The following is a 19,547-nucleotide window of genomic DNA, read 5'->3' as shown; positions in this document are numbered from 1 at the left end:
AAACCCCGCCTTTACCAGGAAGAAATGACGATTCCACCTCTTGACGGTGGCGCTCGTCCTAGATCAGGGTGAGGGCGCTAGGGCAAAACGTTGCGCCGTGGAGGGCTGATGGACACCCCGCCGGTTCCGGTCGCCGAGCTTGTCGACATCTCCAAGAGCTACCCCGGCACGGACCGCTCCGCCGTCCGCGGCGTCCACCTGGAGCTCCGCGAGGGGGAGTTCTTCTCGCTGCTGGGGCCGAGCGGGTGCGGCAAGAGCACAACGTTGCGCATCGTGGCCGGCCTCGAGCAGCAGACCGCCGGGACGGTACGGATCAAGGGGGAGGACATGGGGCACCGGCCGGCCAACCGCCGCCCGACCAACATGGTCTTCCAGCACCTCGGCCTCTTCCCGCACCTCGACGTGGCCCGCAACATCGACTTCGGGCTGCGGCTGCGCCGGGTCGCCAAGGACCGCCGGGCGGCCGAGGTCGACCGGGTCCTCGACCTGGTCCACCTCCAGGGGTTCCAGCGCCGGTACCCGGACCAGCTCTCCGGCGGCCAGCAGCAGCGGGTGGCGATCGCCCGCGCCCTGGTCAACCGCCCGGCCGTGCTCCTGCTCGACGAGCCCCTGGCCGCGCTCGACCTCAACCTGCGCCAGCAGATGCAGGACGTGCTCCGCGAGGTGCAGCGCACCTCGGGCACCACGTTCCTGTTCGTCACCCACGACCAGACCGAGGCGATGACGCTCTCCGACCGGATCGGCGTCATGCGCGACGGCGAACTCTGCCAGGTCGGCGACGCCGAGACGCTCTACCGGCGCCCCGCGTCGCGGTTCGTCGCCCGGTTCATCGGCGACGCCAACGTGCTCGACGTCGAGGTGCGCGGCGGGCGGGCCCGGATCGGCGACGCCGAGCTCCAGGTCGCCGCCGGCGGCGACGGCGTCGCCGTCTCCATCCGCCCCGAAGACGTCCGGCTCGGCCCGGTGGCGGAGGCGGACGGCAACGCCTTTGCCGCGCGGGTCACCGCCGCCACCTACCTCGGCGCCACCATCCGGTACGAGCTGACCGGCGCGGGCGTCACGGTGCGCGCGGTCCAGCCGGCCAGCGCCGCCCGGATGCCGGTCGGCACCGAGGTCGCGGCGCGGTGGCGCCCCGACGACGCCGTGGTCCTGCCGAGCTGAACGCTCCCGATCCGCCCGGCCGCGAGCCCGCGGCCGGCACCCGACGGGCAACCCCGGCCCGTGAGAGGAGACACCGATGGGAAGAAACCAGATAAGCCGCCGCCGGTTGCTCGGCGCGGCGGCCGCGGCGGCGGCGCTCCCGGCGCTCAACGCCTGCGGCGGGGACATCGACCCCCAGCCCGAGACCGGCGCGCCGTCCGGCGGTTCGGGCGGCAAGGAGAAGATCACCATCTTCGCCTTCCTCGGCAACCGGCTCGCCGACATGCCGAAGGCGTTCGCCCAGGACTACATGTCCCGCCACCCGAACGTACAGATCGACATCTACGAGGACAGCAACGCGGTCGGGTACCCGAAGATCCTCGCCGCGAAGCAGACCACCCCCGACAAGCCCCTGGTCAACATGGGCTTCTTCAACTCGCAGATCTCCGCACAGGGCGACCTCGACGGCACCTGGAACACGCTGGACTACGCGGCGCTGAGCAACGCGGCCAGCGTGAGCGACACGTTCCGCCGGCCGAACTCCAACGGCATCGGCATCGGCGCCGACCAGATCGGCATCGTCTACAACACCAAGAACATCACCACCGCGCCGACCACCTGGGCCGACCTCTGGAGCGACGCGCACAAGGGCAAGGTCACCCTCTTCGACTACTGGTGGCAGGTGGTCTTCATGGCCGCCAAGCTCAACGGCGGCTCGCTGGAGAACATGGAGCCCGGCTGGCAGATCTGGAAGGCGAAGGCGGGCAACATCCGTACGCTCGTCACCGCCAACCCGGAGTGGCAGCAGGTGCTCAGCAACGGCACCGCCGACATCACCAGCTGCTGGAACGGCACCGGCCTGCAATTCAAGGCGGACGGCGCGCCGGTCGACTACGTGGTACCCGCCGAGGGCGCCATCGCCGTACCGGTCTACCTGCAGACCGTGCAGGGCAACACCCCCAACCAGCAGGAGATCTGCGTCGACATCGTCAACGAGATGCTCAGCCCCAAGTGGTGCCAGATGTGGGCGGAGACCGCGGTGCAGACCCCGGCCAACTCCAGCGTCAGCCTCCCCGGCGACCTGGCCGGGCTGCCCGGCTTCCGGGCGGAGAACGTGGCCAAGCTGATCTCGGTCGACTGGGCGACGGTGGCCAAGCAGAACACCGCCTGGCGGGCCCGCTGGGACTCCGACGTCAAGGCCAACATCTGACCGTCATGACCGACGCCACCGCCCGGCTGCGCGCCGGCACACCCCGGTACCTGCTCGTCCTGCCCGCGCTGGTGCCGCTCGCCCTGGTCTTCGTCGGCAGCCTGGTCCGGCTCGCCGACCTGGGGCTGCGGCCGTTCCGGGACGGGCGGATCGGGACCGGCGTCACCACCGACAACCTGCGCCGGTTCGCCGAGGACCCGTACACCTGGCGGGTCCTCGGCGACACCGTGCTGCTCGGCGTGGTCTGCGCGCTGGTCACGGTGGTGATCGCGTACCCGATGGCGCTGGCGCTGCACCGGCTGCGCAGCGGCGCCCTGCGCGCGCTGGCCCTCTTCCTCATCTTCTCGCCGCTGCTGACCAGCGTGGTGGTGCGGGCGTACGGCTGGAACGTGCTGCTCGGCGACGGCGGCGTGATCAACCAGACGCTCCGCGAGATCGGGCTGATCGACTCCCCGCTGCGGATCATGTACGAGTTCCCGGCCGTGGTCATCGCGATGGTGCACGTGCTGCTGCCGTTCGCGATCTTCCCGCTGCTCGGCGTCATCGCCCAGGTGCCCCGCTCCGCCCTGGAGGCCGCGTACGACCTCGGCGCCGGCCGGCGGCAGGTCTTCTGGCGGGTGACGTTTCCGCTCACCCGGCACGGCGTGGTGCTCACCTGGCAGCTCTGCTTCGCGCTGACGATCAGCGCGTTCGCCACGCCGGCCCTGCTCGGCGGCGGCCGGGTGCAGGTGCTCAGCGGCCTCGTCTACACCAACGTCGGCGCGGTCGACTGGCCGATGGCGGCCGTCCAGTCGTACGCCCTGCTGGTCCTCACGCTCCTGCTCGTCGGCGCGGTCAACCTCGCGTTCCGGATCACCGGGAGGCACAGCCGATGAGCGAGCGGAGCGAGCGAATCATCAGGCTCAGTGCGACTGGAGCCTCATGGCCGCCCGCAGCGAAGCGAGGACGGGCATGAGCGATCGTAACCGGCCGTTGACGATCGCGGTGCTCGGGCTCGGGCTGGCGTACCTCGTCGCGCCCCTGGTCTTCGTGGTGGTCAACTCGTTCAACGACTCCAGCTACGGCGGCTGGCCCCCACCGGGCTTCTCGCTGCGCTGGTACGAGCGCCTCGCCGACCAGGACGGCTTCCTCTCCGCGGCGCTGGTGAGCCTGGTCGTCGCCGCGCTCGCCGCGCTCGGGGCGGTGCTCGCCGGCACCGCCGCCGCCGTCTCGATCACCCGCTTCCGGTACCCCGGGCGGCGGCTGATCGAGTCGCTGCTGCTCGCCCCGCTGATCGTGCCGAAGGTGGCGATCGGGCTCGGCGCGTTCATCCTCTTCCTGCAGGCCGGCTTCTACGGCCGGGACGGGGCCCTGGTCGCGCTCCACCTGGTGCTGCTGCTGCCGTTCGCGGTGAACATCGTCGGCGGCGCCCTCGTGCGCATCCCGCCGGTCTACGAGCAGGCCGCCCGCGACCTGGGCGCCGGACCGGTACGGGCGTTCGCCAGCGCCACCCTGCCCCAGCTGCGCCGCTCGCTGCTCGCCGCGTACCTGCTCTGTTTCATGATCAGCTTTGACGAGGTGGACGCCACCGTCTTCGTCGTCGCGCCGGACCAGGTGACGCTGCCGGTCTCCATGTACCAGTACCTCCAGAAGTACCAGGACCCCACGCTCGCCGCCCTCTCCACCGTCCTCATCGGAGCGACGTTCGCGCTCGTCGCGGTCGTGCTGGCCACGGCCGGCGCGTCGGCGACGGCGGGGCTGCAGGGCGGGAAAGGACGCACCCGATGACGGACACCGGTCCACCCGTGGCGGTGGTGACCGGCGCGGCCGGCGGCATCGGCGCCGCGGTCAGCCGCTGCCTCGCCCGCGACGGCCACCGGCTGGCGCTGGTCGACCGGCCCGGCCCGGCGCTGGACGCGCTCGCCGCCGAGCTGGCCGCCGCCGGCCACACCGTGCTCGCGGTCGGCTCCGACGTACGCGAACCGTCCACTGTGGCCGCCGCCGCGTCCGAGGTGGACGGTGGGTTCGGCGGCTTCGACACGCTCGTCACCTGCGCCGGCATCGGCCAGATCGACCCGATCGAGCAGACCGGCGACGAGGTGTGGGCGGAGACGCTCGCCACCAACCTCACCGGCACGTTCTGGTGGTGCCGCGAGGCGGTACCCCGGATGCGGGCCCGGGGCGGCGGCACGATCGTCCCGGTCTCGTCCACGACCGCGCTGGTCGGGCTCCCCGGCCGCACCGCGTACGCGGCGAGCAAGGCCGGCGTGCTCGGGCTGGCCCGCACGCTCGCCGTGGAGTGCGCCGCCGACGGCATCCGGGTGGTCCCGGTCTGCCCCGGCGCCACCCGCACCGACCTGGTCCAGCAGGGCTACCGGCGGGCCGCCGACCCGGCCGCCGCCGAACGCGCGCACGCCGCGCTGCAACCCATCGGCCGCCTCTCCGAGCCGGCGGAGATCGCCGAGACCATCGCCTTCGTCTGCTCGCCCAGGGCGGCCACCATCACCGGCGCGACGATCGTCGTCGACGGCGGGTACACCGCGGGAGGTCCATCGTGGAACACGTGAAGCGGCGCGAGGCCGCACTGGAGCTGGCCGCCGCCGCGGGCGCGGACATCCTCCTGGTCACCAAGCTCACCCACATCCGGTACCTGACCGGCTTCACCGGTACGGCCGGCGTGCTGCTGCTCGCCCCCGAACCGCTGCTGGTGGTCGACTTCCGGTACGGCGCGCAGGCCCGCCAGCAGGTCCCGGACATCCCGGTGGACGGCGACTGCGCTCCGCCCCGGCTCTGGGCCACCGCCACCGACCGGCTCGCCGCACGTCCGGGCACCCGGGTCGGCGTGGACCCGCGCAACCTCACCGCCGAGCAGTACCTGGCGCTCGCCGTCGCGCTCGGCCCGGAGCGGCTGGTCGACTGCGCCGGCCTGGTCGAAGGGCTGCGCGCGGTCAAGGACGCCGACGAGATCGCCGCGCTCACCGACGCCGCCGACCTCGCCGAGGAGCTGGTCCGGCGGCTGCCCGGCTGGCTGCGCCCGGGGCGGGCGGAGAACGAGATCGCCGGCGAGATCGAGTACGCCCAGCGGCACCTTGGCGCCGAGCGCAGCGCCGCCACGATCCTCGTCTCCTCCGGCGAGCGCTCCACCATGCCGCACGGCGCCGCCTCCGACAAGCCGCTGCGCGAGGGGGAACCCGTGCTGGTCGACCTCTCGCCGGTGGTCCGCGGGTACCGGGCCGACATCACCCGCAGCTTCTACCTCGGCACCGCTCCGCCGGAGTACCGCCGCCTGCACCAAGCGGTGACCGAGGCGCACGGCGAGGCGATGGCGGCGGTCCGGGCCGGGGTGCGGGCCAGCGCCGTCGACGCGGTCGCCCGCGGGGTGCTCGCCCGGTACGAGCTGGACGGCTTCTTCAACCACTCGCTCGGCCACGGCATCGGGCTCGACCAGCACGAGCCGCCGCTGCTGTCGCCGTACGACGATACCGTGCTCCGGGCCGGCATGGTCGTGATGATCGAGCCGGGCGTGTACGTGCCCGGCGTCGGCGGCACCCGGATCGAGGACGCGGTGCTCGTCACCGAGACCGGCTGCACGCCACTGACCACATCGGACACCGGGATCCGCGAGCTGTGAGCGGACCGCACCGGGTCTCGTTCCGCGGGACCGTCGTCACCGGGCCGCTGGCGTACACGGCGAGCGACCTGATCCTCGCGGACGCGGCGGCCCCGACCGGCACCGTCGAGGCGCGGTATCCGCCCCGGACCCGGGACGCCGAGGCGCTCGCCGAGCGGGTCGCCCGTACCCGGCCGGAGCGGCTGGTCGCGGCCGGCGACGGCGCCACCCTCGACGTGGCCAAGCACGCCTGGACGCTGCTGCCCGGGCCGGCCCGGCCGGAACTGGTGCTGGCTCCGCTCGGCGCCGAGCCGTGGCGGGCGTTCGCGCCGTTCACCAGCCTCTACGAGCCGGACGGCGAGCGGGTCTCCCGGCGCGACGACGCGCTCGGCGGCGGCCTGGTCGTGATCGACGGGCGGGCGCTGGCCGGCCGGGCCGCGACCGTGCGGCACCTGCAGCGGGCCGACTCGGCGGTGCACGCCGTCGAGGTGCTGATCGGCCGCCGGGCCGGGCCGTGGGGCCGGGCGCTGGCCGCCGCCGCCCTCGCCGCCCTGGCCGCGGACGACCCGGCCGGCGACGTGGCGGCCGCTGGCCTCGCCACCGAGGCGTTCGCCTCCGCCGGGCTGGGGCTGGCCCACGCGGTCGCCTCCCCGCTCGGCGCGCTCGCCGGCCGTACCCACGACACGGTCAACGCGCTGCTCGCCCCGTACACAGTGGACTTCTGGGGAGACCGGGTGGACTGGGCCGCCCCGGCCGCCGGGCTCGGCGTCCCGCCCCGGGCCGGCGCGGTCGCCGACCGGCTGCGGGAGCTGCGCGACCGGGCGGGCGTACCGCAGACCCTGCGCGAGGCCGGCTTCGACCGGGGCCTGCTGGAGCGGGCGGTGCCCCGCGCGCTGCGCAGCTCCGGCATCCCCTGGCTGCCCGCGCCGGTGACCGCCGAAGACGTCACCGGCCTGCTCGACCGCGCCTGGGCGGGCCGGTGACCGCCCGTCTCCCGCCGGCGCGGCGGACCCGCTCAGACCAGGCTCAGGCCGCCGTCCACTGTGATCGTCTGACCGGTCAGGTAGCCGCAGCCGCCGGTCACCAGCAGCACGACCAGGGCGGCCAGCTCGTCCGGCTCGCCCATGCGGCGCAACGGGATCCGGGCCGACAGGTCCCGCTCGGCCGCCGGCTCGCGGTCGAAGCGGGCGGCCAGCAGCGGGGTACGGATCGCGCCGGGGCAGACCGTGTTCGCGGTGATGCCGTGCGGCCCGTACTCGTACGCGAGCTGGCGGGTGAACGCGATGACCGCGCCCTTCGCCGCGGCGTACCCGGCCCGGTCCGGGATCGGCCGCAGCGCGGTGAGCGAGGCGATGTTCACGATCGCGCCGCGGCCCGCAGCCACCAGGTGCGGGAGGGCGGCCCGGCAGACGTAGAACGCGCTGGAGGCGTTGGTGTCGAGGTTCCAGCGCCAGTCGGCGTCGGTGGTGTCGACGGCGGTACCGCCGCGCACCGCCCCGGCCGCGTTCACCACGCCGTACAGTCCGGTGTGGACGGTGAGCGCCGCGTTCACCGCGGCCGCGGTCGCCGCCGGGTCGGTCAGGTCGGCGGCGTGCGTGCTGATCCGCATGGCCGTGGACGCGCGTTCGGCGCAGCGGCGGGCCGCCCCGGCGAGCCCGTCGGCGTCCCGGTCCACCATCGCCACCCCGTGTCCCGCCGCCGCGAGGCGCAGTGCGCAGGCCAGGCCGATGCCGGACGCCGCGCCGGTCACCAGCACCGCCGAGGGGGCGGAGGGAGCACCCGATGAGATCATTTGACGAGGCTATCAGCGCAGGTGGGGACCGGTTCACGCCCGGCGCCCGCGGCTCTGGCCGGGCGCGGCCGGAGCGGCACCCGGACCCGGACGAGACGTGGGTCGTCCGGGGCGGCCGGCTGCTGCGCGCCGACGCCGATCCCGCCGTCGTCGACCTGGTGCTGCGCGGGGAGCGGGTGGTCGCCGTCGAGCCGGCCGGTACCGCCGACGCCGGGCCGGTGCTGGACGCGGACGGGCTGGACGTCGCGCCCGGCGCCATCGACCTCCACGTGCACCTGCGCGACCCCGGCCAGACCCACAAGGAGACGGTGGAGACCGGCACCGCGGCCGCCGCGGCCGGTGGTACCACGCTGGTCTGCGACATGCCGAGCACCCAGCCGCAGGTGACCACCGCCGAGCGGTACGCGGAGAAGCGCGCCTCCTGGGCCGGCCGCTCCACAGTGGACTTCGCGCTCTGGGCGGGCGGCACCGACCCGGAGCGGCTGCGCGCGATGGCCGCCGCCGGGGCGATTGGCGTGAAGGTCTACATGGCCACCTCGCCCGGCTTCGAGGAGCTGTACTCCCCGGACGACGACGCCGTGCGCCGGGTGCTGCGGGTCTCCGCCGAGCTGGGCTGGGCGGTCTCCGTGCACGCCGGCGACCAGGCGGCGAGCGACGCGCACCGGGACTCGCTGGTCCGCGCCGGCCGCACCGACCCGGCGGCGGTGCTGGAGGTGACCCGGGGTCCCGGCAACCTCGCCGGCCTCCGCTCGGTCCTCGCCGCCGCCACCGACCTGCGCCAGCGGGTGCACCTCGCGCACCTCAGCGCGTACGGCACCGCCGCGCTCGACGCGTTCCTCGAGGCGCGGGCCGGACATCCCGGACTGACCGCGGAGTCCTGCTTTCCCGCGCTCAGCGAGGAGGAGGACCTGCCCCGCCTCGGCGCGTACGTGCTACCCACCGTCTTCTCCGCCGCCGCCCGCGAACGGTTCCTCGGCGCGCTCGCGGACGGCGGAATCGACGCGATCGCCACCGACCACGCCCCGCACACCCGGGCCGAGAAGGACGCCGGCCGCGACGACGCCTGGGCGGCCCCGGCCGGGTACCCGGCGCTGGAGACCTCGCTGCCGCTGGCGTACGACGCGCTGCTGGCCGGCCGCCTCCCGCCCCGCCGCTTCGCGGACGCCCTCGCCACCGCGCCGGCCCGGATCCTCGGCCTGCCCGACCGGGGACGGCTCGCGCCCGGCTGCTACGCCGACCTGGTGCTGCTCGACCCGGCCGGGAGCTGGCGGGTGGACGCGTCCACAATGCACTCGCTGGTCGGCTGGAGCCCGCTGCACGGCCGTACGCTCCGCGGCCGGCTCGTCGCCACGTACCTGCGGGGCCGCCCGGTGGCCCGCGGCCGTGAGATCCTGGACGCCGGCCGCGGCAGGTTCGTCGCCCGGCCCGGGTTCGGCGCGGCGGATCGGGGGATGTGATGAGCACCGAGATGGCCGACCCGGCGGGCGCCAAGCCCACCCTCCGCGACGTGGCGCTCGCCGCCGGCGTCCACCTCGCCACCGCCTCGCGCGCGCTGAGCGACTCGAAGACCCGGCCGGTCAACCCGCGCACCGCCGCGCTGGTCCGGCAGGCGGCGGCCAAGCTCGGCTACGTGCCCGACCAGGTGGCCCGTAGCCTGCGCACCCACCGGACGCCGGCGATCGGGGTGCTGATCCCGGACATGACCAACCCGGTGATGCCGCCGCTGGTGCGCGGGGCCGAGCAGGTGCTCGCCCAGCACGGATACACGACGCTCTTCGCCGACACCGACAACGACCAGGCGGCCGAGACGCAGCGGCTGGCGATGTTCCTGTCCTGGCGGGTCGCCGGCCTGATCCTGGCCACCGCCCGCCGCGACCAGCCGCTCGCCCCCGAACTGGTCAACTCCGGCGTACCGGTTGTGCTCATGTCCCGCAAGCTCGACGCCACACCGGTACCGTCGGCCACGATCGACGAGTCGGTCGGCATCGCCCAGGCGCTCGACCACCTGATCGGCCTCGGTCACCGCCGGATCGCGTACCTCGGCGTGCCACTGTGGACCTCCGCCGGCCACGAGCGGCTGGTCGCGTTCCGCGAGATCACCCGCGACCGCGGACTCGACCTGCCGCCGGAGTTCGCGCAGGTCTGCGACGGCTACTCCGAGCGCGACGGCGAGGCCGCCCTGGCCGCCCTGCTGGCCCGCCCCGACCGGCCGACCGCCGTGCTGACCGGCAACGACATGATGGCCCTCGGCTGCTACGACGCCATCCGCGCCGCCGGCCTGCGCTGCCCGGCCGACGTCAGCGTCGTCGGCTACAACGACATGCCGCTGACCCACCGCGTCGACCCGCCGCTGACCACCGTCCGCGTCCCCTACTTCGACCTCGGCCGCCAGGCCGCCTCGCTCCTGGTGGAGGCGCTGGACGACCGCGGCTCGACGGAGCGCTCGGTGCGCCTGACCCCGCGCCTGCTGGTCCGCGACTCCACCGCTCCGGCACCCACCTGACCGCGCCGACCCGTTCGAAGCCAAAGACTTCGAGCTACCGCGACGCCCGCGGTGGTCCGGACCGTTGCTCCCGCGGCCTCACCCTCCGCGCTTCACAACCCGCGGCCGTCCCCGCTCGCCCGCCCGCACCCCTCGGCCCGAAGGCCGCCGCCCTTCCCTCGATCGACGCGGGAAAGCGGATTCGTGATGCGTCCGTGGCGAAAACCGCCCCACCGGGGGCAGCGACTCACCACGCACGGCCGCGCCACCCACCGATCATGGCCCCTCCGCCCCGCAGATCCCAAGATCGGCGCCGCGGTTGGTAGATCGTGGTCTTTTGGTGCCCCTCCAGGGGCACCGGCGAACCACGATCACCAGGCTGGCCCGCGGCACTGCCGTCGATCACGGAGTTGACGCTGGCGGGCCCGAGCGCAAGCGCCGCCGCGCGCGCCCGTCGGCCCGCGCCCCCGTCCGGCCGCTCGCGCGGCCCGGGTGCCCGGTCGCCGCAACCCCGGCTGCTCGCGCGGCCCGCGTGCCTGGCCCGTCCGGCTGCTCGCGCGGTCCGCGTGCCTGGTCGCCCTCGGCCGGCTGCTCGCGCGGCCCGGGTGCCCGGTCGCCGCAACCCCGGCTGCTCGCGGGGCGCGCCGGTCGCCCCCGGCCGCTTGCGGGGCCCGCATGTCTGGTCGCTCTCGGCCGGCCGCTCGGGTGGCCGGCGGGCGCGACCGTAGCGCGCGCGGCGCCGAGCGGCGGTCAAGGGGCCCGGCACGGGTGCGCGGGGCGCCGGGCGTCTCAAGATCCGCGCTTTCTGCGGTAACCCGTCCATCACGCGGACCCGCGGGCGGGTGGGGCAGTGGGCAATGTCCGGGACATTGCCCACTGCCGGCGCGCTGAGTGGGCGATGTCGGGGACATTGCCCATTGGGTCCTGCCCGCTGCCGCCTCGCGGCGGGGCGAAGGGGTCAGCGCGACCGAACGCGCGGGGTGAGGCCGCGGGAACGCACCCCAAGAAAACGCTCCGGACCACCGCGCGCGTCGCGGTAGCCCAAGATTGAATGGGTTTGGGTAGGTCCCGCCGCCGACACGTCCGCCCGGGGGTGCTTCCCTACCCACGGGGCGGTCAGGGGATCAGGGCGACCTTTCCGCCGGGGTGGCCGGTGCGGACCAGTTCCAGGGCCTCGATCGCCTTGTCGAGCGGGAAGGTCCGGGCGACCGGGACCAGGAGCCGGCCCTCGGCGGCCAGTGTCACGAGCCGGGCGCGGGCGGCGTCGCGGAATGCCGCGCTCGCCGGGAGCGTGCCGCCGATCGCGGTGATGCCGGCCTGCCGCGACCGGTCCGACGGGACGATGGTCACGGCGCGGCTCCGGTCGGCGAGCAGGTCCACTGTGGAGTCTAATGCGTCGTCGGTGCCGGCGGTGTCGACCACGGCGGTGACGCCCCGCGATGCGGCCGCGCGGATCCGGCCGGTGAGGCCCGGGCCGTACGCGACCGGGTTGGCGCCGAAGCGGCGCAGCAGGTCGAAGTTGTGCTCGCTCGCGGTGCCGACCACGGTCGCCCCGATCACCCGGGCCTGCTGCAGCACGCTGACCCCGACCGCGCCGGACGCGCCGTGCACGAGGACCGTGTCGTCCCGCGTCACCTTGGTCACGTGCAGCGCCTCGGCGGCGGTGGCCCCGGCGAGCAGCAGGTTGGCGGCCGCGGGAAAGTCGAGCGCACCGGGTTTGGCGAAGACGTCCTTGGCCGGCACGGTGACCCGCGAGGCGTAGCCGCCCTGGATCCGGAACGCGACGACCGGGTCGCCGACCGCGCCGCCGCCGGAGGCGATCGTGGTGTCCGGTCCGAGCGCGCTGACCACACCGGCCACCTCGTACCCGATGCCCAGCGGTAGTGGTCGGCCGGCGGCGCGGGCGGCGGCGAGGTGCTTGTAGTCGGCCGGGTTGACGCCGGCGGCCCGCACGTCGATCGTCACCTGCCCGGCGGCCGGCGGCGGCACCTCGGCCTCGACCAGCGTGAGGACCTCGATGCCGCCGTACTCGGGCGCTATCCACTTCACTGCCATCGGTGTCGGTTCCCTTCTCACCCGCTCGCGCCGCCGCTGTCCACAGTGGACGGCGGGACGAGGTCGCGCAGTATCTCGACGTGCTCGGCGATGTCGACGACGGGGTTGAGCAGCAGGTGGTTGGCGCCGGCGGCGACCAGCTCGGCCAGCCGCTCGACGACCGCGTCGCGGCGGCCCCAGACGGCGACCCGGTCGGCCAGGTCGGCGTCGCCGTAGTCGTGCGCGAACCAGGCCCGCAGCCGCGCCCGGGCCCGCGCCGCGTCGTCGTCCACCGCCAGGTAGACCCGCTTCGACACCGGGAACGTCGACGGGTCGCGCCCGGCCCTCGCCAGCTCCTCGCGCAGCACCGCGGCGTGCGTCACGAAGTCCGCGCCGGACGAGGAGCCCGCGCCCATCCAGCCGTCGCCGTGCACGGCCGCGCGCCGCAGCGCCGCCCGGACCCGCCCGCCGAACCAGACCGGCGGGTGCGGCCGCCGCACCGGGTGGGGGCGGACGGACACCCCGTCGTACCGGAAGAACCTGCCGCTGTGGCTCACCACGTCGTCTGTCCACAGTGCCTTCAACACCGCCAGCGCCTCCAGCAGGCGGGCGACCCGGGTGCCGGCGTCCGCCCCGGACGGCGGGTAGTAGCGGGGCGCGCCGAGACCGATCCCGAGCCGCAGCCGGCCGCCGCTGAGCGCGTCGAGCGAGGCGGTCGCTTTCGCCAGCTGCAGCGGATCGAGCAGGGGCAGCAGGAGGACCGAGACGCCGAGGTGGGCGCGCTCGGTCAACGCGGCCACGTAGCCCAGGAGGGTGAGCGCGTCGAGGCACTGCGCCGTGCCGATCGGCTGCTGCTGGGTCCAGAGGCTCTCGAACCCCGCCTCCTCGGCGGCCCGGGCCACCCGGCCGACCAGCGCCGGGTCGATCGGACCGTCCGGGAAGACCTGAGGGAGGGCGTAGCCGAGACCGAACGGTACGTCGAGCCGCGTCATGAGTACATTGTGGCGCCGCCGTCCGGGGACGCCTGCCCCAGGGCCGCCGGTGGCGCGCCGGTACGCTCATTCCCGACGGAAGCGCTCCCAAAGACAACCGGGAGACGGCTATCATCGGTGGGCAATCCGCCGGAAATCATCGGTGCTTTAGCGGAACCCGCTGATGCTCCGTTCGCGGAATTGGTCAAGTCACTTTCCTGGCGCCATTCGGCGATTGCGAGATCGTCCGTTCGGCGGCGCGGATCGGCGCTCGGCCTGGCGGTGTGACGCGGTCGTCGTGGCGCCATCGGGCGAACAGATGGCCAGGTCAAGCCCGCTTTCGGTGATCTTTGGTGCGCATCGGACAGCGAGTCGATATCGACATGGCAATTTTACGGTTGATTTACACCACACGCTTCGCAAGCGGTCATGATCGACTGCTACATTCAACGCCGTTCGCGATGGGGGAGCGGGCAAGTCGCGGGGGCGGCCGACCGTTCGATGGCCATTCATAAAGGCAAGTCTTTCGCATCGAAAAAGGCAAGTCTTTTGGGTGGCCGCTCGATCGGGTCGGCTTTTTCATAGATGCCACTCAGGGGCAGTGTGCGGGGGAGGCACCCTGCCCATCCGACAGTGGAAACAGGGGGAAAGGGTTCGTGTCGGACATTTTCGACGCCGTGTGGTCATGGATCGTCGAGGCCGCGGGGGAGACGTCGTGGCGCGAGATCGTGCCGCTCGGGCTCGCCGGCATCTTCGTCTGGCTACTGTGGATAGTCCGGGCGGTTCTGTCGCGCTTCGCTCGCCCGGTCGTCAACGACTTTCGCACCACCGTCTCGGTCGTCGTGCCGGCGTACCGCGAGGACCCGGACATCCTCATGGACTGTCTGGAGACCTGGCTGGCGCAGAACCCGACCGAGGTCATCATCGTGCCGGACGTGGAGGACACCGAGGTCCAGGAGCGGCTCGCGGGGGTGACGGACCGGCGGGTGCGGGTGCTGGTCTTCGAGCACCGCGGCAAGCGCTCCGCGCTCGGCGTCGGCATCCGGGCGGCCACGAGCGACCTGATCGTCCTGGTCGACTCGGACACCCGGTGGGAGCCCGGCCTGCTGGACGCGGTGCAGATGCCGTTCGTCGACCCGACCGTGGGCGGCGTCGGCACCCAGCAGAACGTCTACCTGCGCCGCACCAGCGTCTGGCGGCGGATCGCGGACTGGCTGGTCAACCTCCGTTACTACGACTACGTGCCGGCCATGAGCCGCAAGGGCGCGGTGGCCTGCCTGTCCGGCCGCACCGCCGCCTACCGCCGGGCGGCCGTCCTGCCGGTGCTGGAAAACCTGGAGAACGAGTTCTTCCTCGGCCGCCGCTGCGTTGCCGGTGACGACGGCCGGCTGACCTGGCTCGTGCTCGCCTCCGGATACAAGACCGTGCACCAGTCCTCGGCCCGCGCGCTGTCGATGTTTCCGACCTCGTTCTCGGCGTTCGTGAAGCAGCGCGTCCGGTGGAGCCGCAACTCGTACCGCTGCTACCTGACCGCCCTCTGGAAGGGCTGGCTGTGGAAGGTGCCGCTGGTCACCAAGATCACAGTCCTGCAGATCCTGCTGACCCCGGTCACCATGGGTATGGCGCTCGGCTACCTGCTGTTGAGCCGCCTGGAGCTCACCGGGCGCGGGGCCATCCTCGTGGCGATCTGGCTGCTCGCCGGTCGCGGCATCCGCGGCTACTCGCACCTGCGCCGCCACCCGCAGGAGATCCTGCTGCTGCCACTGCTCGCCCTCGTCGTGGTGATGATCTCGCTGCCGATCAAGCTCTACGCCTTCATCACGATGAACAAGCAGGGCTGGATCACCCGGACCAGCGACAGCATCGGCGGTGAGGGGCAGAACGCGGCCTCCCTCGCGGGCGGGCGCCAGCGGCGGCGTACTCCCGTGGCCGCGCCCGCCGCGCGGCCGGTCCAGCCGGCTCCGGCTCCGGTCGCCGTCGCCGCCGCCCGCGCCGTGGTAGCGCCCCCACCGGCGGTGCACCAGGCGACCCACCACGTGCCGCGTCAGGCGAACCACCACGGGCCACCGCCGGGGAACCAGCACCACGCACCGCACCAGGGGTGGCGCGACGACGACGGCCGCGGCGCGCACCCGCAGCAGCCGCCACACGGGCCCCCGGCGCCGCCGCAGCAGCACAACCCGCGGTACGGCGACCGCCCGTACACCGGGCACGGCTGGAGCGACGACAGCGACGCCACGCTGACGCTGCCACGGGAGGTGCGGCACCAGTGAAGCGCGCCTTCCGACCGCTGCGGGTCGGCGCGGGAATCGCCGTGGGCGCGGTCGCCGCCCTCGTCCCGCTCACCCCCGCCGCCGCCGAGCCCGAGCCCAAGCCGGAGTTCACCGTGGAGCAGGCCGAGCGGCAGACCGCCCTCGTCGCGGCCGAGGACTCCCGGCTCAACCAGGTACGCGCGGTCACCGCCGTGGCCCGCCTGGAGGCCGGGAAGTGGACCACGCCGTACCGGCTGAACACCGGCAGCGGCTACACGCTCGTGCTGACCCAGCGCAGCGAGCCGTACACGGTCACGGACCTGCTCAAGCTCGCGCCGCAGACGTTCGTGCGGCAGGGCGACGGGTCGTACCTGCTGACCGAGAACATCTACGTCAACCTCGGCGCCAAGCTCAAGCTCGCCAACCCGGGCGGCCTGACTGTACGGCTGGCCAGCGGCACCAACGGGTTCGTGGCGATCGTCAGCTTCGGCGGGCAGCTCATGCTGGAGGGGACCGCGCAGGCCCCGGTGAAGATCACCAGCTGGGACCAGCGGGCCGGCAAGGCGGACACCGACGTGACCGACGGCCGGGCCTACCTGCGGGCGATCGGCGGGCAGTTCGCGATGGCCAACACCGAGGTGTCGGACCTGGGATTCTGGAGTGGACGGACCGGCGGGCTCAGCCTCACCGGCACCGACCGGCCCAACACCGGCCAGATCGAGGGGCCGGACGAGGTGCCCGAGGGGACCAAGCCGCCGGCGCCCGGCAGCGGCGGCGTCACGGCGCAGCCGAGCGGCCCACTGACCACACCGGACAGTCGGTTCGACGGGCTGGATCCCTCGTACACGTCCGGAAAGATCACAAAGTCGGTGGTGCGCGGGAACGCGTTCGGCATCTTCATCTCCAGCGGCAACGGCATCACGATCGCCGACACCACTGTGGAACGGAGCCTGGAGGACGGCATCGTCCTGCACCGGTTCGTCACCGCGGCCGCGGTCGAACGGGTGACCGCCAAGGGCAACGGCGGCGACGGCTTCATCATGTCCCGCGCCACCCAGCAGGTACGGGTGACCGGCTCGACCGCGGAAGGCAACGCCGGCAACGGTTTCACGCTCAGCGGGGCGCCGCTCGCCGACGGCCCGTCCGCCTCCGGCCAGTCCACCGCCAACTACGGCTCCAACTCGGTCTCCAGCAGCGTCGCCGTCGACAACGGCCGGTACGGCATCGAGGTCGTCGGCGGCTTCGACGTCGGCGTGCAGAACAACCGGGTCGAAGGCAGCGACATGGGCATCGTGGCCCGGCTCGACTCCGACAAGGTGGCGATCACCGGCAACCAGCTCAGCGGGCAGCGCCGGCAGGGCATCGCGATCCGGGACAGCGTCAGCGGGGCCACGGTCACCGGCAACGTGATCACCGGCGCGGACACCGGCATCTACCTGCGCGACTCCGTCGCCGAGGTGCGGGGCAACACGGTCCAGGACGCCACCAACCACGGCATCTCGCTGGTCGGCGACGTCGCCAAGTCGCAGGTCTCGTACAACGTGATCGCCGGGGTCGGGCCGAGCGCACTGGACACTCCGCGCTCTCATGGGAAGGTGGAAATCAAGGAGAACCAGACGTTCGCCTGGCACGACACGAGCAGCTTCTGGATCAGGTTCCGGCACTACGCCAGCCCGATGACGATGCTGTGGGCCGGCATCCTGCTGCTGATCGTGTTCTCGGCGGTCAAGGGCGCCGGTCGCCGCGCGCGGGGCATCCGGCACCCGTACGCGGACAAGGCCCCGCTGCCCGTGGTGATGTACGAGGCTCCCGGCGCCGCGGCCGCCGGCGCCCGGGGCCGGGCCCGCGTACCGGCGGTGGCGCGATGAGCGCCCTCAGCCGCGCGCTCCTGGTCGGGGCCGGCGCGGTCGCCGGCGCGGCGCTGGCCGTCACCGTGACGCTCGCCGCCACCGGCGGGTCCGACGAGCCCACCGCCGGCGAGTGGACGTCCGTGGAGCCCGCACCGCCGACCACCGGCGCACCGGCGACCAGCGCACCCACCCAGGCGGTCGCGCCGCCGGTCGACGGGCTCGTCACCTGCCCGCCGGCGACCGTCACGGTGACCGACGCGCAGTCGCTCGGCGCCGCGCTCGGGCAGGCCAAGCCGGGCGACAGCATCCACCTGGCCGACGGCGTCTACGAGGAGAAGTTCGTCGCCAGCACCCCGGGCACGGCGGACCAGCCGATCTTCCTCTGTGGCGGCAGCGGCGCCGTCATCGACGCCGGCGGGGTCAAGGGCGGCTACGGCTTCCACCTCAAGGGCGCCAGCCACTGGCGGCTCGTCGGCTTCACGGTGCGCAACGCCCAGAAGGGCGTGATGGCCGACCAGGTCCAGGGTGCGGTGATCCAGCAGCTCACCGTCGAGCAGATCGGCGACGAGGGCATCCACCTGCGCAACTTCAGCACCGACAACCTCGTCCAGGCGAACACCGTACGGGACACCGGGCACCGCCGGGACACCTTCGGCGAGGGCATCTACGTCGGCACCGCCGAGTCGAACTGGTGCGAGATCAGCAACTGCAAGCCGGACAACAGCGACCGCAACGTGGTGCGCGGCAACACCATCAGCGACACCACCGCGGAGGCGGTCGACATCAAGGAAGGCACCACCGGCGGCAAGCTGCTGGACAACACCTTCGACGGAGCCCGGCTCAGCGGCTCGCACAACGACTCCTGGGTGGACGTCAAGGGCAACGGTTGGCTGATCCAGGGAAACACCGGCCGCAACTCGCGCGAGGACGGCTTTCAGACGCACGAGGTCGTCGACGGCTGGGGCGCCAACAACATCTTCAAAGCCAACGTCGCCGAGGTGAACGGGCCGGGGTTCGGCTTCAACTTCACCCCGGTGAACGGCAACACCCTCGGCTGCGACAACAAGGCCACCGGCGCGGCAAAGGGCCTCGCCAACATCGACTGCGCGTGAGTGCGCGTTTCCGTGAAGATTTCCGAGGAGCAGACTGGCATGGACCACACCCTTCCGAGGCTCACCGTCATCGGCACCGGCTATCTCGGCGCCACCCACGCGATCTGCATGGCCGTACTCGGCTACGAGGTCCTGGGCGTGGACGTCGATCCGGTCAAGGTCGAACGCCTCAACTCCGGCGAGGTGCCGTTCTTCGAGCCTGGCCTGCCCGAGCTGCTGAGCAAGGCCCTGGAGTCGGGCCGGCTGCGGTTCACCACGTCGTATGCCGAGGCGGGTGAGTTCGGCGAGGTGCACTTCGTCTGCGTCGGCACGCCGCAGCGCCCCGGCTCGTACGCCGCCGACATCCAGTACGTCGACGCGGCCGTCAGCGAGCTCGCCCAGCACCTGCGGAGCAAGAGCCTGGTGGTCGGCAAGTCGACCGTGCCGATCGGTACCGCCGCCCGGCTGACCGGCATGGTGCGGCGGCTCGCGCCCGCCGGCGAGGAAGTGGAGCTGGCCTGGAATCCGGAGTTTCTGCGGGAGGGCTTCGCGGTCGACGACACCCTCAGGCCGGACCGGCTGGTCTTCGGCGTGGCGTCGCCGTGGGCCGAGGAGCGGCTGCGGGCCGCCTTCGCGCCGGTGCTGGCGCAGGGGACCCCGGTGGTGGTCACCGACCTGGCGACGGCGGAGCTGGTGAAGGTCGCGGCGAACTCGTTCCTGGCGACGAAGATTTCGTACATCAACGCGATGGCGGAGGTGTGTGAGGGGACCGGCGCGGATGTGCACGATCTGGCGGCGGCGCTCGCCTATGACGATCGGATCGGTGGCCGGTTTCTGAAGCCGGGTCTGGGCTTCGGTGGTGGTTGCCTGCCCAAGGACATCCGGGCGTTCATGCACCGGGCCGAGGAGCTCGGTGTGGGGCAGGCGGTGTCGTTTCTGCGTGAGGTGGACGGGATCAACAAGCGGCGCCGGGCCCGCACCGTCGACCTGGTCCGTGAGCTGGTCGGTGGTGACCTGGTGGGGGTGCGGGTGGCGGCGTTGGGGGCGGCGTTCAAGCCGAACTCGGACGATATCCGGGATGCGCCGGCGTTGGATGTGGCCAGCACGTTGCACGAGGAGGGTGCGGTGGTGCGGGT

At 73.3% G+C, this 19,547-nt stretch carries 16 protein-coding genes; 13 read left to right on the top strand and 3 right to left on the bottom strand.

Translation table 11 applies throughout. From position 1 onward, the window contains the following. Positions 1–108: 108 nt before the first annotated feature. The 7 genes from RB614_RS28540 (at position 109) to RB614_RS28510 (ending at position 6,922) form a co-directional block, all read left to right on the top strand. Positions 109–1,161 carry an ABC transporter ATP-binding protein gene (locus RB614_RS28540; protein WP_308715755.1) on the top strand — a complete coding sequence of 351 codons (1,053 nt, stop codon included), beginning with the start codon at positions 109–111 and terminating at the stop codon, positions 1,159–1,161. Positions 1,162–1,237: 76 nt separating this feature from the next. Continuing rightward, positions 1,238–2,350, top strand: coding sequence for an ABC transporter substrate-binding protein (locus RB614_RS28535; RefSeq protein WP_308715754.1), 1,113 nt, complete (start codon positions 1,238–1,240; stop codon positions 2,348–2,350). 5 nt (positions 2,351–2,355) lie between these two features. Beyond that, complete coding sequence (locus tag RB614_RS28530) at positions 2,356–3,225, top strand: ABC transporter permease (protein WP_308715753.1); 870 nt, start codon at positions 2,356–2,358, stop codon at positions 3,223–3,225. Between the two features lie 76 nt (positions 3,226–3,301). Beyond that, entirely contained in the window at positions 3,302–4,117 is an 816-nt protein-coding gene (locus RB614_RS28525; RefSeq protein WP_308715752.1) for an ABC transporter permease, read from the top strand. Continuing rightward, positions 4,114–4,896 carry an SDR family NAD(P)-dependent oxidoreductase gene (locus RB614_RS28520; RefSeq protein WP_308715751.1) on the top strand — a complete coding sequence of 261 codons (783 nt, stop codon included), beginning with the start codon at positions 4,114–4,116 and terminating at the stop codon, positions 4,894–4,896. Before RB614_RS28525 ends, RB614_RS28520 begins: the two co-directional genes overlap by 4 nt. Further along, positions 4,884–5,960 (top strand): M24 family metallopeptidase, encoded by a 1,077-nt coding sequence (locus tag RB614_RS28515; protein ID WP_308715750.1) that lies wholly within the window; start codon positions 4,884–4,886, stop codon positions 5,958–5,960. Before RB614_RS28520 ends, RB614_RS28515 begins: the two co-directional genes overlap by 13 nt. Continuing rightward, the gene (locus RB614_RS28510; RefSeq protein ID WP_308715749.1) at positions 5,957–6,922 is read left to right on the top strand and encodes an iron-containing alcohol dehydrogenase; all 966 of its coding nucleotides are present in this window, start codon (positions 5,957–5,959) and stop codon (positions 6,920–6,922) included. The genes RB614_RS28515 and RB614_RS28510 overlap by 4 nt, the downstream gene beginning before the upstream one ends. 32 nt (positions 6,923–6,954) lie before the next feature. Here the strand turns inward: RB614_RS28510 and RB614_RS28505 are convergent, their stop codons facing one another. Continuing rightward, positions 6,955–7,731: an SDR family NAD(P)-dependent oxidoreductase gene (locus RB614_RS28505; protein WP_308715748.1), complete on the bottom strand. Its 777-nt coding sequence runs from the start codon at positions 7,729–7,731 to the stop codon at positions 6,955–6,957. Between RB614_RS28505 and RB614_RS28500 the strand changes: the two genes are divergently transcribed. After that, positions 7,722–9,188: a dihydroorotase gene (locus RB614_RS28500; protein WP_308715747.1), complete on the top strand. Its 1,467-nt coding sequence runs from the start codon at positions 7,722–7,724 to the stop codon at positions 9,186–9,188. The genes RB614_RS28505 and RB614_RS28500 overlap by 10 nt on opposite strands. Then, complete coding sequence (locus RB614_RS28495; RefSeq protein ID WP_308715746.1) at positions 9,188–10,234, top strand: LacI family DNA-binding transcriptional regulator; 1,047 nt, start codon at positions 9,188–9,190, stop codon at positions 10,232–10,234. The genes RB614_RS28500 and RB614_RS28495 overlap by 1 nt, the downstream gene beginning before the upstream one ends. Before the next feature lie 1,095 nt (positions 10,235–11,329). On the opposite strand, the gene RB614_RS28490 is transcribed toward RB614_RS28495, so the two are convergent. Then, on the bottom strand, positions 11,330–12,268 hold the full coding sequence (locus RB614_RS28490) for an NADP-dependent oxidoreductase (protein WP_308715745.1): 939 nt from the start codon (positions 12,266–12,268) through the stop codon (positions 11,330–11,332). A 17-nt stretch (positions 12,269–12,285) separates the two neighbouring features. Next, positions 12,286–13,239 (bottom strand): TIGR03619 family F420-dependent LLM class oxidoreductase, encoded by a 954-nt coding sequence (locus RB614_RS28485; protein WP_308715744.1) that lies wholly within the window; start codon positions 13,237–13,239, stop codon positions 12,286–12,288. 635 nt (positions 13,240–13,874) lie between these two features. Between RB614_RS28485 and RB614_RS28480 the strand changes: the two genes are divergently transcribed. The 4 genes from RB614_RS28480 to RB614_RS28465 all read left to right on the top strand — a co-directional run. Continuing rightward, positions 13,875–15,491: a glycosyltransferase family 2 protein gene (locus RB614_RS28480; protein WP_308715743.1), complete on the top strand. Its 1,617-nt coding sequence runs from the start codon at positions 13,875–13,877 to the stop codon at positions 15,489–15,491. Then, positions 15,488–17,338 carry a right-handed parallel beta-helix repeat-containing protein gene (locus RB614_RS28475; RefSeq protein ID WP_308715742.1) on the top strand — a complete coding sequence of 617 codons (1,851 nt, stop codon included), beginning with the start codon at positions 15,488–15,490 and terminating at the stop codon, positions 17,336–17,338. The genes RB614_RS28480 and RB614_RS28475 overlap by 4 nt, the downstream gene beginning before the upstream one ends. Then, positions 17,335–18,432 (top strand): right-handed parallel beta-helix repeat-containing protein, encoded by a 1,098-nt coding sequence (locus RB614_RS28470; protein WP_308715741.1) that lies wholly within the window; start codon positions 17,335–17,337, stop codon positions 18,430–18,432. The genes RB614_RS28475 and RB614_RS28470 overlap by 4 nt, the downstream gene beginning before the upstream one ends. 39 nt (positions 18,433–18,471) lie before the next feature. Continuing rightward, positions 18,472–19,547: UDP-glucose dehydrogenase family protein (locus tag RB614_RS28465; protein WP_308715740.1), on the top strand; the 1,076-nt coding region annotated here is incomplete at its 3' end.

The sequence above is a fragment of the Phytohabitans maris genome (genome assembly GCF_031085175.1).
GTDB lineage: Bacteria > Actinomycetota > Actinomycetes > Mycobacteriales > Micromonosporaceae > Phytohabitans > Phytohabitans maris.
The sequence above is the reverse complement of the archived record's forward strand: the minus strand, read 5'-3'. Positions and strand labels throughout refer to the sequence as shown.

Coding starts and splice junctions, on each gene's coding strand:
- RB614_RS28540 (WP_308715755.1), top strand. CDS start 109: ATGGACACCCCGCCGGTTCCGGTCGCCGAGCTTGTCGACATCTCCAAG.
- RB614_RS28535 (WP_308715754.1), top strand. CDS start 1,238: ATGGGAAGAAACCAGATAAGCCGCCGCCGGTTGCTCGGCGCGGCGGCC.
- RB614_RS28530 (WP_308715753.1), top strand. CDS start 2,356: ATGACCGACGCCACCGCCCGGCTGCGCGCCGGCACACCCCGGTACCTG.
- RB614_RS28525 (WP_308715752.1), top strand. CDS start 3,302: ATGAGCGATCGTAACCGGCCGTTGACGATCGCGGTGCTCGGGCTCGGG.
- RB614_RS28520 (WP_308715751.1), top strand. CDS start 4,114: ATGACGGACACCGGTCCACCCGTGGCGGTGGTGACCGGCGCGGCCGGC.
- RB614_RS28500 (WP_308715747.1), top strand. CDS start 7,722: ATGAGATCATTTGACGAGGCTATCAGCGCAGGTGGGGACCGGTTCACG.
- RB614_RS28505 (WP_308715748.1), bottom strand. CDS start 7,731: ATGATCTCATCGGGTGCTCCCTCCGCCCCCTCGGCGGTGCTGGTGACC.
- RB614_RS28495 (WP_308715746.1), top strand. CDS start 9,188: ATGAGCACCGAGATGGCCGACCCGGCGGGCGCCAAGCCCACCCTCCGC.
- RB614_RS28490 (WP_308715745.1), bottom strand. CDS start 12,268: ATGGCAGTGAAGTGGATAGCGCCCGAGTACGGCGGCATCGAGGTCCTC.
- RB614_RS28485 (WP_308715744.1), bottom strand. CDS start 13,239: ATGACGCGGCTCGACGTACCGTTCGGTCTCGGCTACGCCCTCCCTCAG.
- RB614_RS28470 (WP_308715741.1), top strand. CDS start 17,335: ATGAGCGCCCTCAGCCGCGCGCTCCTGGTCGGGGCCGGCGCGGTCGCC.